Origin of the sequence: Pantoea sp. WEP, from assembly GCF_041678305.1 — a bacterium.
Lineage (GTDB): Bacteria > Pseudomonadota > Gammaproteobacteria > Enterobacterales > Enterobacteriaceae > Pantoea > Pantoea dispersa.
The window spans coordinates 3,322,633-3,340,026 of record NZ_JBGNXB010000001.1 but is presented as its reverse complement, the minus strand read 5'-3'; the positions used below and the strand labels follow the sequence as shown (position 1 = coordinate 3,340,026).

Annotated in this window: 16 protein-coding genes; 14 read left to right on the top strand and 2 right to left on the bottom strand. The window is 58.1% G+C overall.

Translation table 11 applies throughout. The features are described 5' to 3' along the window. Position 1 precedes the first annotated feature (1 nt). Both leuA and leuL read right to left on the bottom strand, forming a co-directional pair. Entirely contained in the window at positions 2–1,564 is a 1,563-nt protein-coding gene (leuA, locus tag ABVR31_RS15675) for a 2-isopropylmalate synthase (RefSeq protein ID WP_372773395.1), read from the bottom strand. Positions 1,565–1,657: 93 nt separating this feature from the next. Next, positions 1,658–1,741, bottom strand: a complete 84-nt coding sequence (gene leuL, locus ABVR31_RS15670; RefSeq protein WP_125308910.1) for a leu operon leader peptide — start codon at positions 1,739–1,741, stop codon at positions 1,658–1,660. A gap of 132 nt (positions 1,742–1,873) precedes the next feature. On the opposite strand from leuL, the gene ABVR31_RS15665 reads away from it, so the two are divergent. The 14 genes from ABVR31_RS15665 (at position 1,874) to murG (ending at position 17,393) form a co-directional block, all read left to right on the top strand. Further along, positions 1,874–2,053, top strand: coding sequence for a hypothetical protein (locus ABVR31_RS15665; protein WP_150059246.1), 180 nt, complete (start codon positions 1,874–1,876; stop codon positions 2,051–2,053). 419 nt (positions 2,054–2,472) lie between these two features. Continuing rightward, the gene (gene ilvI, locus ABVR31_RS15660; RefSeq protein WP_031279705.1) at positions 2,473–4,197 is read left to right on the top strand and encodes an acetolactate synthase 3 large subunit; all 1,725 of its coding nucleotides are present in this window, start codon (positions 2,473–2,475) and stop codon (positions 4,195–4,197) included. A 2-nt stretch (positions 4,198–4,199) separates the two neighbouring features. Then, entirely contained in the window at positions 4,200–4,691 is a 492-nt protein-coding gene (gene ilvN / locus ABVR31_RS15655) for an acetolactate synthase small subunit (protein WP_010615603.1), read from the top strand. Positions 4,692–4,888: 197 nt separating this feature from the next. Next, positions 4,889–5,899: a catabolite repressor/activator gene (cra, locus tag ABVR31_RS15650; RefSeq protein WP_010615604.1), complete on the top strand. Its 1,011-nt coding sequence runs from the start codon at positions 4,889–4,891 to the stop codon at positions 5,897–5,899. 492 nt (positions 5,900–6,391) lie between these two features. Further along, complete coding sequence (gene mraZ, locus ABVR31_RS15645) at positions 6,392–6,850, top strand: division/cell wall cluster transcriptional repressor MraZ (protein WP_021507569.1); 459 nt, start codon at positions 6,392–6,394, stop codon at positions 6,848–6,850. A gap of 2 nt (positions 6,851–6,852) precedes the next feature. Then, positions 6,853–7,794, top strand: coding sequence for a 16S rRNA (cytosine(1402)-N(4))-methyltransferase RsmH (gene rsmH / locus ABVR31_RS15640; protein ID WP_058759631.1), 942 nt, complete (start codon positions 6,853–6,855; stop codon positions 7,792–7,794). Beyond that, positions 7,791–8,111, top strand: coding sequence for a cell division protein FtsL (gene ftsL, locus ABVR31_RS15635; RefSeq protein WP_021507567.1), 321 nt, complete (start codon positions 7,791–7,793; stop codon positions 8,109–8,111). The genes rsmH and ftsL overlap by 4 nt, the downstream gene beginning before the upstream one ends. Positions 8,112–8,127: 16 nt before the next feature. After that, positions 8,128–9,897 (top strand): peptidoglycan glycosyltransferase FtsI, encoded by a 1,770-nt coding sequence (locus ABVR31_RS15630; RefSeq protein ID WP_021507566.1) that lies wholly within the window; start codon positions 8,128–8,130, stop codon positions 9,895–9,897. Then, positions 9,884–11,371 (top strand): UDP-N-acetylmuramoyl-L-alanyl-D-glutamate--2,6-diaminopimelate ligase, encoded by a 1,488-nt coding sequence (murE, locus tag ABVR31_RS15625; RefSeq protein ID WP_058780438.1) that lies wholly within the window; start codon positions 9,884–9,886, stop codon positions 11,369–11,371. Before ABVR31_RS15630 ends, murE begins: the two co-directional genes overlap by 14 nt. Further along, complete coding sequence (murF, locus tag ABVR31_RS15620) at positions 11,368–12,729, top strand: UDP-N-acetylmuramoyl-tripeptide--D-alanyl-D-alanine ligase (protein WP_372773391.1); 1,362 nt, start codon at positions 11,368–11,370, stop codon at positions 12,727–12,729. Before murE ends, murF begins: the two co-directional genes overlap by 4 nt. Continuing rightward, entirely contained in the window at positions 12,723–13,805 is a 1,083-nt protein-coding gene (mraY, locus tag ABVR31_RS15615; RefSeq protein ID WP_021507563.1) for a phospho-N-acetylmuramoyl-pentapeptide-transferase, read from the top strand. Before murF ends, mraY begins: the two co-directional genes overlap by 7 nt. 2 nt (positions 13,806–13,807) lie before the next feature. Beyond that, the gene (gene murD / locus ABVR31_RS15610; protein WP_127833673.1) at positions 13,808–15,124 is read left to right on the top strand and encodes a UDP-N-acetylmuramoyl-L-alanine--D-glutamate ligase; all 1,317 of its coding nucleotides are present in this window, start codon (positions 13,808–13,810) and stop codon (positions 15,122–15,124) included. Continuing rightward, positions 15,124–16,338: a cell division protein FtsW gene (gene ftsW / locus ABVR31_RS15605; protein ID WP_021507561.1), complete on the top strand. Its 1,215-nt coding sequence runs from the start codon at positions 15,124–15,126 to the stop codon at positions 16,336–16,338. The genes murD and ftsW overlap by 1 nt, the downstream gene beginning before the upstream one ends. Next, positions 16,335–17,393, top strand: coding sequence for an undecaprenyldiphospho-muramoylpentapeptide beta-N-acetylglucosaminyltransferase (murG, locus tag ABVR31_RS15600; protein WP_372773389.1), 1,059 nt, complete (start codon positions 16,335–16,337; stop codon positions 17,391–17,393). Before ftsW ends, murG begins: the two co-directional genes overlap by 4 nt. The last annotated feature ends 1 nt before the right edge of the window (position 17,394 follow it).

Genomic DNA, 17,394 nt, shown 5'->3' with positions numbered 1-17,394 from the left:
GTTACACCGTTTCCTTCTGATCTTTAAATTTACGCTGCAATTCTTTTTCGACCTGCTTTGCCCGCCAGATGTTGTTCAGGGCATTCACCATCGCTTTCGCCGAGGATTCGACGATATCGGTCGCCAGGCCCACGCCGTGGAATTTACGCCCGTTGTAGTTGACCACGATATCGACCTGACCCAGCGCGTTTTCGCCGTGGCCTTTCGCGGTCAGCTTGTAGTTCACCAGCTCAGCATCGAAGCCGGTGATACGATTAATGGCCTGGTAGACGGCATCAACCGGACCGTTACCGGTGGCGGCGTCGGCTTTGGCCTCTTCGCCGCAGCCCAGCTGCACCGACGCCGTCGCGGTGACGCTGGAGCCGGTCTGCACGTTGAATTCGTTCAGCTGGAAGTACTCCGGCTCTTCATTCTGCTTATTAATGAAGGCCAGCGCTTCCAGGTCGTAATCGAACACCTGGCCTTTTTTGTCCGCCAGCTTCAGGAAGGCGTCGTACAGCGTATCCAGGTTGTAATCGGACTCTTTGTAACCCATCTCTTCCATACGGTGCTTCACGGCGGCACGGCCGGAGCGGGACGTCAGGTTCAGCTGAATTTTGTGCAGGCCAATCGATTCTGGCGTCAGGATTTCGTAGTTTTCGCGGTTCTTCAGCACGCCATCCTGATGAATGCCGGAGGAGTGGGCGAAGGCGTTGGAACCGACCACCGCTTTGTTGGCGGGGATCGGCATGTTGCAGATCTGGCTGACAATCTGGCTGGTGCGGTAGATTTCCTGATGATTGATATTGGTGTGCACGTTCATGATCTGCTGACGGGTTTTAATCGCCATGATCACCTCTTCCAGCGCACAGTTACCGGCGCGCTCGCCCAGGCCGTTCAGCGTGCCTTCGACCTGACGCGCACCGGCCAGCACTGCCGCAATGGCGTTACCGGTCGCCATGCCCAGATCGTCATGGGTGTGCACCGACAGAATCGCTTTGTCGATGTTGGGTACGCGCTGCACCAGCTGACCAATAATGTTGGCGTACTCGCCCGGCAGAGTATAGCCCACGGTGTCCGGAATATTGATGGTGGTGGCGCCGGCGTTGATCGCGGCTTCTACCATGCGGCACAGGTCGTCAATCGGCGTACGGCCACCGTCTTCGCAGGAAAACTCAACGTCATCAGTATAGTTGCGCGCCCGCTTAATCATGTGCACCGCGCGTTCAATCACTTCCGGCAGCGTGCTGCGCAGTTTAGTGGCGATGTGCATCGGCGAAGTGGCGATAAAGGTGTGAATACGGAAGGCGTTGGCCACGCGCAGCGATTCGTAAGCCGCGTCGATATCTTTCTCCACACAGCGCGCCAGACCACACACGCGGCTGTTTTTGATGGTCCGGGCAATAGTCTGCACGGATTCGAAATCACCCGGCGAAGAGACCGGAAAACCGACTTCCATTACATCCACGCCCATCCTTTCCAGCGCCAGGGCGATCTGCAGTTTTTCTTTAACACTCAGGCTGGCCTGTAATGCCTGTTCGCCGTCGCGCAGAGTGGTATCGAAAATTATTACTTGCTGGCTCATGGTCATCTTCCTTTTGCATTGACTTCGCCGGTGCTACGAGCATAAAAAAACCCGCGCAGTGGCGCGGGTTTTTTAACTTTCAGCAGGTTCGAATCAGTTGTTGATTTCGCCCACGAGTCTACCGCGCAAACTGGATGCGTTAAGTAGTAGACCGAGTAGACGAAAAGAACGTGACATGAATCAAACCTCGTAAAATGAGTGCTGCACATATTGGTACTGGATTCGCCTGGCGATGTCAACCCTAAGTGAAAGGGTATTTCTCTGGCCGGAAAAGGGCGATGTGCTGGGATTATCGGTCATCACAGAGCATTGCCATTAATTAACGGTGGCTTAGCGCGTTATGCCACTTTAAAAAATCTTTTAAAAAAGGCGGGTAATTTTAAGTTGCTGAATTATATGTTTTTAGTCAGGCTTATTCGTCAGGTGGAAAAACAAGATAAAGCTTGTTGCTTAGCAGATTGTGATGTGGAAGATGGATTTAAGAGTTAATCACGCCAGAAACGCGGTAACGGAAAAAATTGTGGGCTAAACACGCTGGCAATATGAAAATCATATTTCTTACAACACGCTGTAAATAATCTGCAAACCAGCATTTTCCTCTGTCCATATGCCATCGCATTAGTTTATTCCTCCCGGGCGATAATCACGCGTCAGTGCCTTTTTTGCCACTGACAGCGCCGTGCCGCCTTATGACGTTTGCAGGCCGGGTTTTCTGCGGTTATGGTAATCGACCTACTCTCAAAAGAATCCACGCAGGTAGATTCCCTGTACCTGGAAGACGAAATGAATGGCGTCTTCTGAGCATAAACATAAGGTTTTGATCTTAATTGGCAATAAAGGGACAGATGCGAGCGGCACGCAGGATAGCGTTTGCTGGCGCAGCTGGCTCTCAAGCCTGGAGGCAGAAAATGGAGATGTTGTCAGGAGCCGAAATGGTCGTCCGTTCGTTAATCGATCAGGGCGTTAAACAGGTATTCGGTTATCCGGGCGGTGCGGTGCTCGATATTTATGATGCGCTGCAAACGGTCGGTGGTATTGACCACGTGCTGGTGCGCCACGAGCAGGGCGCCGTACATATGGCGGATGGCCTGGCGCGCGCGACCGGCGAAGTCGGCGTGGTGCTGGTCACCTCAGGTCCTGGCGCCACCAACGCCATCACCGGCATTGCGACCGCTTATATGGATTCCATTCCGCTGGTGATCCTCTCCGGTCAGGTGCCGTCCTCGCTGATTGGCTATGACGCCTTTCAGGAGTGCGACATGGTGGGGATTTCGCGTCCGGTGGTGAAGCACAGCTTCCTGGTGAAAAGCACCGAAGAGATTCCGACGGTGCTGAAAAAAGCCTTCTGGCTGGCGGCCAGCGGTCGTCCGGGGCCGGTGGTGATCGATCTGCCAAAAGATATTCTGAATCCGGCCAACAAGCTGCCGTACGTGTGGCCGGAAACTGTCAGCATGCGCTCTTACAATCCGACGCTGCAGGGCCATAAAGGCCAGATCAAGCGCGCGCTGCAGACGCTGCTGGCGGCGCACAAGCCGGTAATTTATGTCGGCGGCGGGGCCATTACTTCTGGCTGCGAGGCGGAACTGCTGCAGCTGGCAGAGCAGCTGAATATTCCGGTCACCACTTCGCTGATGGGGCTGGGCGCGTTCCCGGGCACGCATCGCCAGTGTGTGGGCATGCTCGGTATGCACGGCACCTATGAAGCCAACATGACCATGCACAATGCCGATCTGATCTTTGGTATCGGCGTACGCTTTGACGACCGCACCACCAACAATCTGGCGAAGTATTGCCCGAATGCCACCGTGATGCACATTGACGTTGATCCGACCTCGATCTCCAAAACCGTCAGCGCCGATATTCCGATTGTTGGCGATGCCAGACAGACGCTGACGCAGATGCTGGAGCTGCTGGCGCAGAGCGAGGCGAAGCAGGAACTCGACAGCCTGCGTGACTGGTGGCAGAGCATTGAAGGCTGGCGCAGCCGCAAATGCCTGGAATTTGACCGTACCAGCGACAAAATCAAACCGCAGGCGGTGATCGAAACCATTTGTCGTCTGACGCACGGCGAGGCGTATGTGACCTCGGACGTCGGCCAGCATCAGATGTTCGCCGCGCTTTACTATCAGTTCGATAAACCGCGTCGCTGGATCAACTCCGGCGGCCTCGGCACTATGGGCTTTGGCCTGCCGGCGGCACTCGGCGTGAAGATGGCGCTGCCGCAGGAAACCGTAATTTGCGTAACCGGCGACGGAAGTATTCAGATGAATATTCAGGAGCTGTCGACCGCGCTGCAGTACGACCTGCCGGTGCTGGTGCTGAACCTCAACAACCGCTTCCTCGGCATGGTGAAACAGTGGCAGGACATGATTTACTCCGGCCGCCATTCACAATCTTATATGGAGTCGCTGCCGGACTTCGTGCGCCTGGCGGAAGCCTATGGCCACGTGGGCATCGCGATTCAGCATCCGGCTGAGCTGGAAGAGAAGCTGCAGCTGGCGCTCGATACGCTGGCGAAAGGGCGTCTGGTGTTTGTGGATGTCACGGTGGACGGCAGCGAGCACGTCTACCCGATGCAGATTCGCGGTGGCGCGATGGATGAGATGTGGTTGAGCAAAACGGAGAGGACTTAATTATGCGTCGTATTTTATCAGTTCTGCTGGAGAACGAATCCGGCGCATTGTCGCGCGTGGTGGGGCTGTTTTCCCAGCGCGGCTATAACATTGAGAGCCTGACCGTCGCGCCGACCGACGATCCTACCCTGTCGCGTATGACCATTCAGACCGTGGGCGACCAGAAAGTACTGGAGCAGATCGAAAAGCAGCTGCACAAGCTGGTAGACGTGTTACGCGTCAGCGAACTGGGGCAGGGCGCTTACGTCGAGCGTGAAATCATGCTGGTGAAGATTCAGGCCAGCGGGTACGGTCGCGAAGAGGTAAAACGCAGCGCGGAAATTTTCCGTGGGCAGATTATCGATGTGACGCCGACGCTGTACACGGTTCAGCTGGCCGGCACCAGCGATAAACTCGACGCGTTCCTTAACACCGTACGCGAAGTGGCGGAAATCGTTGAAGTGGCGCGTTCCGGCATCGTCGGGGTATCACGCGGCGATCGCGTAATGCGTTAATACCGCAAAGTTATCATCGGTTTTCAAGCTAACCCGGCGGAATGCCGGGTTTTTTTATTTTATGCGCTTCGGCCGCTTGTGCATGAAAAGCGGTTGCTCAGCGTACTGTTCTGCGGTTAGATGTTACAAATGTTTTACCCTTAGCTACTCTGCGGACATTTTCGCCAGCCCTGGCTTATCAGAATTAAGGTGTCATCGTGAAACTGGATGAAATTGCGCGCCTGGCGGGCGTGTCGCGCACCACGGCGAGCTATGTCATCAATGGCAAAGCGCGGCAGTATCGTGTCAGCGACAAAACCGTTGAGAAAGTCATGGCGGTGGTGCGTGAGTACAACTATCACCCCAACGCGGTGGCTGCAGGCCTGCGCGCCGGACGCACCCGTTCGATTGGCCTGGTGATTCCCGATCTGGAAAACACCAGTTATACCCGCATCGCCAACTATCTTGAACGCCAGGCGCGTCAGCGCGGCTATCAGCTGCTGATTGCCTGTTCCGAAGATCAGCCGGATAACGAAATGCGCTGCATTGAGCATCTGCTGCAGCGTCAGGTGGATGCGATCATTGTCTCCACGTCGCTGCCGCCGGAACATCCGTTCTATCAGCGCTGGGTCAACGATCCGCTGCCGATTATCGCGCTGGACCGCGCGCTGGATCGTGAACACTTCACCAGCGTGGTCGGTGCCGATCAGGATGACGCGCAGGCGCTGGCGGCTGAATTGCGTCAGCTGCCGGTGAAAAACGTGCTGTTTCTCGGCGCGCTGCCGGAGCTGTCGGTCAGCTTCCTGCGTGAAATGGGTTTCCGCGAGGCGTGGCAGGGCGATGAACGCCCGATCGATTTCATCTATTGCAACAGCTTTGACCGCGCCGCTGCGGCGACGCTGTTTGAAAAATACCTCGAAGACCACGCGATGCCCGAAGCGCTGTTTACCACCTCGTTTGGCCTGTTGCAGGGGGTGATGGACGTGACGCTGAAGCGTGACGGCCGCTTGCCAACTGACCTGGCTATTGCAACTTTCGGCGACCACGAATTATTAGACTTTCTGGAGTGCCCGGTGCTGGCGGTAGGGCAGCGCCATCGCGATGTCGCTGAGCGTGTGCTCGAGCTGGTGCTGGCTTCGCTGGATGAGCCACGCAAACCGAAGCCAGGTTTAACCCGTATCCGCCGTAATTTATTCCGCCGCGGACAATTAAGTCGTCGCGCTAAATGAAGCGTCGGGCGAGACGTCGCCCGCGCTGATTTCTCTCATCCATATTTAACCAGACGCACACGGGCGTAAAAAAGCGTAAATTATCATCGCCCCGGCTAACGAATTATCGGCGCTGGATTTTCTTATTTGTTTACATCTTCAGCAGTCGCGCATAGCTGAGCTGATGCGATGGTGCTGGGCTTCCTTTCAGAAATCCCCTAAAATGCCGCCGCCGTCGCAGATTGGGGCAGAATAATCGCAGCGGTAAAATTGCGCTAATTTTCACCGATAAATCTGACGCAAATTTTTTTTATACTGTTATTCATCAGGTTAATTTTATATTGACCATTCATTCTCCTCTTATTCTTCTCTCCGGTTAATTTCATTCGGTGTAAAGAGTGATATTCACTTGCCGTTGCGGCTTGACAAGGATTTCATCGGCTCCGTAAACTCGTTTCGTGGTAAAAAGTGGGATAAAGTGGTGAAAACGGGTAACTGAGGGGTAGGGCTGGCATGTTCCGTGGAGCAACGTTAGTCAATCTCGACAGCAAAGGGCGCCTGGCGGTGCCGACGCGTTATCGCGAATTGCTGCTCGCAGAGTCTCAGGGTCAAATGGTTTGCACTATTGACCTCCATCAGCCCTGCCTGCTGCTTTATACCCTGCCCGAATGGGAAATTATTGAGAAAAAACTGGCCCGGTTATCCAGTATGAATCCGAACGAGCGTCGCGTGCAGCGTCTGCTGTTAGGACATGCCAGCGAGTGCCAGATGGATAACGCAGGCCGTTTACTGCTGGCGAACACGTTGCGCCAGCATGCGAGCCTGACCAAAGAAGTGATGCTGGTTGGACAGTTCAACAAGTTTGAGCTGTGGGATGAACAGACCTGGTATCAACAAGTTAAGGACGATATTGACGCAGAACAGTCAGCTCAGGAGCCTTTATCTGAGCGGTTGCAGGACTTGTCGCTATAGCTATGCAGGAAAATTTTAAACACACCACGGTGCTGCTGGATGAGGCGGTTAACGGCCTTAATATCAGGGAAGACGGCATTTACATTGACGGCACCTTTGGTCGCGGCGGTCACTCACGCCTGATCCTGTCGCAGCTTGGCGCGCACGGACAATTACTGGCGATCGACCGCGATCCGCAAGCCATAGCCGCAGCCGCTGAGATAAACGATCCACGTTTCTCGATTGTGCACGGGCCGTTTTCAGCGCTGGCTGAGTATGTCGAAGAGCGCGGACTGACCGGCAAAATCGACGGCGTACTGCTGGATTTGGGCGTCTCTTCACCTCAGCTGGATGACGCCGAGCGCGGTTTCTCCTTTATGCGCGACGGGCCGCTGGATATGCGTATGGATCCGACGCGCGGTCAGTCGGCAGCCGAGTGGTTGCAGAGCGCGGAAGAGGCAGACATTGCGTTTGTGCTGAAAACCTACGGCGAAGAGCGCTTCGCAAAACGCATCGCCCGCGCCATCGTCGAGCGCAACCGGGAACAGCCGATGACGCGCACCAAAGAGCTGGCCGATCTGATTGCGGCGGCAACGCCGGTAAAAGACAAGTTTAAGCATCCGGCGACGCGCAGCTTCCAGGCGATACGCATCTGGATCAACAGTGAGCTGGAAGAGATCGATATCGCGCTGAAAGGGGCATTAACGGTGCTGGCACCGGGCGGGCGTTTATCCATCATCAGCTTCCACTCGCTGGAGGATCGGCTGGTGAAGCGCTTTATGCGTGACCAGAGCCGCGGACCGCAGGTGCCGGCCGGGATTCCGATGACCGAAAGCCAGCTGAAAGCGCTGGGCGGACGTGAACTGAAAACCCTCGGCAAGCTGATTCCTGGCGAAGCCGAAGTCAAAGACAACCCGCGCGCGCGCAGTTCGGTCCTGCGTATCGCTGAGAGAACCGCATCGTGATTGGCAATGAGCGTCACAGCCTGCCCGGCGTCATTGGTGGCGATCTGCTGCGTTTTGGCAAGATCCCGCTGCTGCTGCTGATCGCCGTGCTGGTTTCTTCGGTGCTGGTGGTGACCACCACGCATAAGACCCGTCTGCTGACAGCGCAGCGTGAGCAGCTGGTGCTGGAGCGTGATGCGCTGGATATCGAATGGCGCAACCTGATCCTCGAAGAGAATGCGCTGGGCGATCACAGCCGGGTAGAACGGATAGCAACCGATAAGCTGCAGTTGCAGCATGTTGATCCTTCACAGGAAAATATTGTGGTGCAGAAATAAGGAATCGCAGACCTCAATGAGCGGCGCAGGCAAAACGCTGAAGTTAAGAAAACAGGAAGATAAGGCCAGCTTTGTAAGCTGGCGTTTTGCGTTGCTGTGCGGCTGTATTCTTCTGGCGCTGGGCGGATTGCTGTCGCGCGTGGCGTGGCTGCAGGTCATCAGCCCGGATAAGCTGGTGAAGGAAGGCGATTTACGTTCGCTGCGCGTGCAGGAAGTGCCTACCGCACGCGGCATGATCAGCGATCGCGCCGGACGCCCGCTGGCGGTAAGCGTGCCGGTTAACGCCATCTGGGCCGATCCCAAAGAGCTGACCGAGCACGGCGGCGTCACCGTTGATAGCCGCTGGAAAGCGCTGTCGGATGCGCTGTCGATCCCGCTGGATCAGCTGGCGGCGCGCGTCAACGCCAATCCAAAAGGGCGCTTTATTTACCTCGCCCGTCAGGTTAATCCGGCGATTGGCGAATACGTGAAAAAGCTCAAGCTGCCCGGTATTTACCTGCGTCAGGAGTCGCGCCGCTACTATCCGGCCGGCCAGGTCACTGCCCACCTGATTGGCTTCACCAACATTGACGGCCAGGGCATTGAAGGCATTGAGAAGAGCTTTGATAAATGGCTGACCGGCGAGCCGGGCGAACGTACCGTGCGCAAAGACCGCTACGGGCGGGTGATTGAAGATATCTCCTCGGTCGATAGCCGCGCCGCGCACAACCTGACGCTGAGCATCGACGAGCGCCTGCAGGCGCTGGTGTATCGCGAACTGAACAATGCCGTTGCCTTCAACAAAGCCGAATCGGGCACTGCGGTGCTGGTGGACGTGAACACCGGCGAAGTACTGGCGATGGCCAACAGCCCGGCTTACAACCCCAATAATCTCAGCAACACGCCGAAAGACGTCATGCGTAACCGCGCTATTACCGACATCTTCGAGCCGGGTTCCACCGTGAAGCCAATGGTGGTGATGACCGCACTGCAGCGCGGCGTGGTGAAAGAGAACAGCGTTCTGAACACCGTGCCGTATCGCGTCAATGGCCATGAGATCAAAGACGTGGCGCGCTACAACGAATTGACCCTTACCGGGGTTCTGCAGAAGTCGAGTAACGTCGGGGTTTCGCGCCTCGCGTTAGCGATGCCCTCCTCAGCGCTGGTAGAAACTTACGCGCGCTTTGGCCTGGGTAAACCGACCAATTTGGGGCTGGTCGGGGAAAGTAGTGGCTTATACCCTCAAAAACAACGGTGGTCTGACATAGAGAGGGCCACCTTCTCTTTCGGCTATGGGCTAATGGTAACGCCGTTACAGTTAGCGCGAGTCTACGCAACCATTGGCAGCTACGGCATCAACCGCCCGCTGTCGATTACCAAAGTTGACCCGCCGGTGGCGGGCGAGCGCGTTTTCCCGGAAGACCTGGTGAAAACCGTGATGCACATGATGGAAAGCGTGGCGCTGCCGGGTGGCGGTGGTGTTAAAGCCGCCATCAAGGGCTATCGCATCGCGATCAAAACCGGTACCGCGAAAAAAGTCGGGCCGGACGGGCGCTACGTCAATAAATACATTGCCTACACCGCGGGCGTTGCGCCTGCCAGTCGCCCGCGTTTTGCGCTGGTGGTGGTGATCAACGATCCCCAGGCCGGTAAATATTATGGTGGTGCGGTTTCTGCACCGGTGTTTGGCGCCATCATGGGCGGTGTGCTGCGCACCATGAACATTGAACCGGATGCGCTGCCAACGGTGGATAAAAACGAGTTGGTGAAGAATAAGAGAAGTGAGGAATCAAGTGACAGATCGTAACCTGCGCGACTTGCTGGCCCCGTGGGTGCCTGGCGCGCCGGCGCGTCCACTCCGTGACATGACACTGGACAGCCGCGCTGCGGCTGCTGGCGATCTGTTTATCGCCGTGGCGGGCCATCATGCTGATGGACGTCGATTTATTCCACAGGCCATCGCCCAGGGTGTGGCGGCGGTCATTGCCGAGGCTGAAGGTGAAGCCAGCGATGGTGATATCCGCGAGATGCACGGCGTCCCGGTTATCTATCTGGCCCAGCTGCCGCAGCGCCTTTCCGCGCTGGCCGGGCGTTTCTACCAGCAGCCGGCTGAAAAATTAAAGCTGATTGGTGTGACCGGCACTAACGGTAAAACCACCACCACGCAGCTGATTGCGCAGTGGGCCAACCTGCTGGGTGAAACCGGTGCGGTGATGGGCACGGTGGGCAATGGCCTGTACGGTCAGCTGGTGCCGAGTGAAAACACCACCGGTTCGGCGGTGGATGTACAGCATATTCTGCACGACCTGGTCGGGCAGGGGGCTACCGTGGCGGCGATGGAAGTCTCTTCGCACGGTCTGGTGCAGCATCGCGTGGCCGCGTTGCCGTTTGCCGCCGCGGTATTTACCAATCTGAGCCGCGATCACCTTGATTATCACGGTGACATGCAGGGCTACGAATCGGCCAAGTGGCTGCTGTTCTCTGAGCATCAGGTGGGCGAGGCCATCATCAACGCTGATGATGAAGTGGGCCGCCGCTGGCTGGAAAAATTACCGGATGCCGTGGCCGTTACGCTGGGCAACAATCTGCAGCCCGGCTGTCGTGGCCGCTGGCTGCAGGCGACGGCGATCGATTATCACGACGGCGGCGCACACGTGCAGTTCAGTTCGAGCTGGGGCAACGGCGAGTTTGACAGCCGCCTGATGGGCGCCTTTAACGTCAGCAATCTGCTGCTGGCGCTGGCGACACTGCTGACGCTGGATTATCCGCTCGACACGCTGGTGGCCAGTGCCAGCCAGCTGCAGCCGGTGTGCGGGCGTATGGAAGTATTCACCGCCGCGCACAAGCCGACGGTGGTGGTGGATTACGCACATACGCCAGACGCGCTGGAAAAAGCGCTGGAAGCGGCCCGGCTGCACTGCAAGGGCCAGCTGTGGTGCGTATTTGGCTGCGGTGGCGACCGTGACAAAGGCAAACGTCCACTGATGGGCGCGATTGCCGAACAGTTTGCCGATATCGTGGTGATCACCGATGACAATCCGCGGAGCGAAGAGCCAACGGCGATTGTTAACGACATTCTCACCGGCCTGCTCGATCCGGGCCGGGCCCGCGTCATTGCAGGACGAGCGCAGGCGGTCACCCATGCGGTGATGCAGGCCAGCGCCGACGACATCGTGCTGGTGGCCGGTAAAGGCCACGAAGATTATCAAATCATCGGCAACCGCCGCCTTGACTACTCTGACCGCGACACCGTCGCCCGTTTGCTGGGGGTAATGGCATGATTCCGGTTACGCTGAAAACCCTGGCAGAGATTAGCGGTGGACAGCTGCACGGCAGCGATCTCACTATTGCGGATGTCACCACGGATACCCGTAAAGTCACCCCAGGCAGCCTGTTTGTCGCGCTGGTGGGCGAACGTTTTGATGCGCACGATTTTGCCGCAGACGCCATCGCCAGCGGCGCCCAGGCGCTGCTGGTGAACCGTGTTTTAGCGGTCGATGTGCCGCAGGTGGTGGTCGCCGATACGCGAATTGCCTTTGGTCAGCTTGGCGCCTGGGTGCGTCAGCAGGCGAAAGCGCGCGTGGTCGGACTGACCGGCTCCTCCGGTAAAACCTCGGTGAAAGAGATGACCGCGGCGATTCTGCGCCAGTGCGGTGAAACGCTGTATACCGCCGGTAATCTCAACAATGACTACGGCGTGCCGATGACGCTGCTGCGCCTCACGCCACAACACGCGTATGCCGTGATTGAAATGGGCGCAAACCATCAGGGTGAAATCGCCTACACCACCAATCTGGTGCGTCCGGAAACCGCGCTGGTCAACAATCTGGCGGCGGCGCATCTGGAAGGCTTCGGTTCGCTGGCGGGCGTGGCAAAAGCCAAAGGCGAAATCTTTGGCGGCTTACCGGTGCACGGCACCGCAATCATCAACGCTGACAGCAACGATCTGCCCAACTGGCAGCCGCAGTTTGCTGACAAAACCCTGTGGCGCTTTTCGCCGCAGCCGATGGCAGACGCGGAGTTCCGCGCCAGCGATATCGTACTGCGCGCTGACGCCACGCTGTTTACCCTGCACACGCCGCGCGGCGACATCGCCGTCGAGCTGCCGCTGCCGGGTCGGCACAATATCGCTAATGCGCTGGCTGCTGCCGCGCTGGCGCTGTCGGTTGACGCGCCGTTAACCGCTATCCAGTCTGGCCTTAAAACCCTACAGCCCGTTCCTGGGCGCCTGTTCCCGATTCGCCTCGCCGGTAATCAGCTGCTGCTGGATGACAGCTACAACGCCAACGTCGGTTCGATGACCGCCGCTGCGCAGGTGCTGGGCGATATGCCGGGCTTCCGCGTCATGGTGGTGGGTGACATGGGTGAGCTGGGCGACGAGGCCGAAGCCTGTCATCGTCAGGTGGGCGAAGCGGCGAAAGCCGCCGGTATTGATTGTGTGCTGAGCACTGGCAGGCTCAGCCATTTTATTAGTGAAAGCAGCGGCAAAGGCGAACATTTCGCCAGTAAAGCCGAACTGACTGAACGTTTACGCACGCTGCTGTCCCAACATCCGGACATCACTATTTTGGTTAAAGGTTCACGTAGTGCCGCCATGGAGCAGGTAGTACAGAGCTTACAGGAGAAAGGAACATGCTAGTCTGGCTGGCCGAACATCTGGTCGCATTTTATTCCGGCTTTAACGTCTTTTCCTATCTGACGTTTCGCGCCATTGTCAGCCTGCTGACCGCCCTGTTCATCTCTTTATGGATGGGCCCGCGCCTGATAGCCTGGCTGCAGAAACTGCAGATTGGCCAGGTGGTACGTAACGATGGTCCGGAGTCGCACTTCAGCAAGCGCGGCACGCCGACCATGGGCGGCATCATGATTCTGACCTCCATCACGGTTTCGGTGCTGATGTGGGCTTATCCGTCCAATCCTTACGTCTGGTGCGTGCTGGTGGTGCTGGTCGGTTTTGGCGTGATTGGCTTCGTTGATGACTACCGCAAAGTGGTGCGTAAAGACACTAAGGGCCTGATCGCGCGCTGGAAATATTTCTGGATGTCGGTGATTTCGCTCGGCGTGGCGTTCGCGCTGTTCATTGCCGGTAAAGATACGCCTGCCACACAGCTGGTGGTGCCGTTCTTCAAAGATGTTATGCCGCAGCTCGGCCTGTTCTACGTGGTGCTGGCCTACTTTGTGATTGTCGGAACCGGTAATGCGGTAAACCTGACAGACGGTCTGGATGGTCTGGCCATCATGCCAACGGTGTTTGTCGCGGCGGGATTTGCGCTGGTGGCCTGGGCGACCGGTAACGTGAAATTTGCCGAGTATCTGCACATCCCGTATCTGCGTCACGCCGGTGAGCTGGTGATTGTCTGTACCGCGATTGTCGGGGCCGGTCTGGGCTTCCTGTGGTTCAACACCTATCCGGCGCAGGTCTTTATGGGCGACGTGGGTTCGCTGGCGCTGGGCGGCGCACTGGGTACGCTGGCAGTGCTGCTGCGTCAGGAATTTTTGCTGGTGATCATGGGCGGCGTATTTGTGGTTGAGACGCTGTCGGTGATTCTGCAGGTGGGATCGTTCAAGCTGCGCGGTCAGCGTATTTTCCGCATGGCGCCGATTCACCATCACTATGAACTGAAAGGCTGGCCGGAGCCGCGCGTGATCGTGCGCTTCTGGATTATTTCGCTGATGCTGGTGCTGATTGGCCTGGCAACGCTCAAGGTACGTTAATCATGGCTGACTATCGGGGCAGAAAAGTCGTCATCATTGGATTAGGCATTACCGGCCTCTCCTGTGTTGATTTCTTCCTCGCGCAGGGCGTGACGCCCCGCGTGATGGATACCCGTGTGTCACCGCCGGGGCTGGACAAACTGCCAGAGCAGGTGGAGCGCCACGTTGGCGGTATCAATAGCGACTGGCTGCTGGCGTGCGATTTGATCATCGCCAGCCCGGGCATCGCGCTGGCGCACCCGGCGCTGAGCGAAGCGGCTGACGCCGGCATTGAAATTGTCGGCGATATCGAACTGTTCTGCCGTGAAGCGCAGGCGCCGATTGTGGCGATCACCGGTTCCAATGGCAAAAGTACCGTCACCACGCTGGTGGGCGAAATGGCGCGCGCCGCGGGCTGGCAGGTGGGCGTAGGCGGCAACATTGGGCTGCCGGCGCTGACGCTGCTCAAATCGCCGGCGCAGCTGTATGTGCTGGAGCTCTCCAGCTTCCAGCTGGAAACCACCTACAGCCTGAAAGCGGCGGCGGCAACCATCCTCAACGTCACTGAGGATCATATGGATCGCTATCCGCTCGGCATGCAGCAGTACCGCGCCGCTAAATTACGTATCTATGAAAACGCGGATATCTGCGTGGTGAATGCTGACGATGGCATGACCATGCCAGTGCGCGGCGCCGATCGCCGCTGCGTCAGCTTTGGCATCGACGTTGGCGATTATCACCTCAACCAGCAGCAGGGCAGTACCTGGCTGCGGGTGAAGGGCGAGAAAGTCCTTAATACCGACGAGATGAAGCTGGTCGGGCAGCACAATTACACCAATGCGCTGGCCGCGCTGGCGCTGGCCGATGCGGTGAATATCCCGCGCGCCTCCAGCCTGAAAGCGTTAACCACCTACAGCGGCCTGCCGCATCGCTTCCAGCTGGTGCACGAAGCGCATGGCGTGCGCTGGATTAATGATTCGAAAGCCACCAACGTGGGCAGCACCGAAGCCGCGCTTAACGGCCTGCAGGTGAAAGGTACGCTGTGGCTGCTGCTGGGTGGCGATGGCAAAGGGGCGGACTTTACGCCGCTGGCGCGCTATCTGCAGGGCGGCAACGTGCGGCTGTTCTGCTTTGGCCGCGACGGCGACGCGCTGGCCGCGCTGCGTCCGGCAGTGGCGACGCGCACCGACACGCTCGAACAGGCGATGACGCAGATTGCCGCTCAGGTGCAGGCGGGCGACCTGGTGCTGCTGTCACCGGCGTGCGCCAGCCTCGACCAGTTCCGTAATTTTGAACAGCGCGGCGATCGCTTCGCGCAACTGGCGAAGGAGCTGAGCTGATGCGTATTCCCGGAGCCAGTATCGCCAGTTTTATTTCGCTGCGCCTGCGTGATTGGGTGATGGGCGCGCGCGACAACGACGACGCGCCGGTGGTGCTGTATGACCGCACGCTGCTGTGGCTGACGTTTGGCCTGGCGATTATCGGTTTTGTCATGGTCACCTCGGCGTCGATGCCGGTTGGACAGCGTCTTAACGACGATCCGTTCTACTTTGCCAAGCGTGATGCCTTTTATATCGCACTGGCGCTGGGGATGGCGTTAGTGACGCTGCGCGTACCGATGGATTTCTGGCAGCGCTACAGCAACGCGATGCTGATGGCTTCGGTGGCGATGCTGCTGATCGTACTGGTGGTCGGTAGCTCGGTTAACGGCGCATCGCGCTGGATCGCGCTCGGGCCGCTGCGTATTCAGCCGGCGGAGTTATCCAAGCTGTCGCTGTTCTGCTATCTCGCCAGTTATCTGGTGCGCAAAGTGGAAGAGGTGCGGAACAACTTCTGGGGCTTCTGTAAGCCGATGGGCGTGATGGTGGTGCTGGCGGTGCTGCTGCTGGCCCAGCCGGACCTCGGCACTGTGGTGGTGCTGTTTGTTACCACGCTGGCGATGCTGTTCCTGGCGGGCGCCAAACTGTGGCAGTTCCTGGCGATTATCGGCTCGGGCATTTTCGCCGTGGTGCTGCTGATTATCGCGGAACCTTACCGTATGCGCCGCGTGACCTCCTTCTGGAACCCGTGGGAAGATCCATTCGGCAGCGGCTACCAGCTGACCCAGTCGCTGATGGCGTTTGGCCGCGGTGAGTTCTGGGGGCAGGGCCTGGGCAACTCGGTGCAGAAACTGGAGTATCTGCCGGAAGCGCATACCGACTTTATCTTCTCAATTATCGGTGAAGAGTTGGGTTATGTCGGTGTGGTTTTGGCGCTGTTGATGGTATTCTTCGTCGCTTTTCGCGCAATGTCGATTGGCCGTCGCGCGCTGGAGATCGACCAGCGTTTTTCCGGCTTCCTCGCCTGTTCCATTGGGGTGTGGTTTAGCTTCCAGGCGCTGGTTAACGTTGGTGCGGCGGCGGGTATGCTGCCGACCAAGGGCCTGACGCTGCCGCTGATCAGTTACGGTGGATCGAGTCTGATCATTATGTCGACCGCCATCGTGTTTTTATTGCGCATAGATTATGAAACGCGTCTGGCAAAAGCCCAGGCGTTTACCCGAGGTGCCCGATGAGTGGTAAACGGCTGATGGTCATGGCAGGGGGTACCGGCGGACATGTGTTCCCCGGACTGGCCGTGGCGCATCATCTGATCGAACAAGGCTGGCAGGTGCGCTGGCTGGGAACGGCAGACCGGATGGAAGCCAATCTGGTGCCAAAGCATGGCATCGATATCGACTTCATCCGCATCAGTGGACTGCGCGGTAAAGGCATAAAGGCCCTGCTGTTGGCACCGGTGCGCATCTTCAATGCGTGGCGCCAGGCGCGCCGCATCATGAAAAACTGGCAGCCGGATGTGGTGCTGGGCATGGGCGGTTATGTTTCCGGGCCGGGCGGCCTTGCGGCGTGGAGTTGCGGCATCCCGGTGGTGCTGCACGAGCAGAACGGCATTGCCGGGCTGACCAATAAGTGGCTGGCGAAAATCGCTACCACAGTGATGCAGGCCTTTCCGGGCGCGTTCCCCACTGCTGAGGTGGTGGGCAACCCGGTGCGTAATGATGTGCTGGCGCTGCCGCTGCCGGCGCAGCGTCTGGCACACCGCAGCGGGCCGATTCGCGTGCTGGTGATTGGCGGTAGTCAGGGGGCGCGCATCCTCAATCAGATCGTGCCGCAGGTCGCCGCCGAACTGGGTGACGCCATCACGTTGTGGCATCAGACCGGCAAAGGTGCACGGGAGACCGTGCAGCAGGCGTATCAGGCCGCTGGCCAGCCGCAGCACAAGGTCACCGAGTTTATCGATGACATGGCGCAAGCCTATGCGTGGGCCGATGTGGTGGTGTGCCGCTCCGGCGCGCTGACCGTCAGTGAAGTGGCGGCGGCGGGTTTACCGGCGATTTTCGTGCCGTTCCAGCACAAAGATCGTCAGCAGTACTGGAATGCGCTGCCGCTGGAAAAAGCCGGCGCGGCCAAAATTTTCGAGCAGCCGCAGTTTACTGCTGCGGCCGTCGCAGACACGCTGCGCCACTGGGATCGCGCCACGCTGCTGGCGATGGCGGAAAAAGCCCGCCAGGTCGCGATTCCTGATGCGACCGAACGGGTGGCACAAGAGGTTGCGCGCGTCGCGAAGTAAG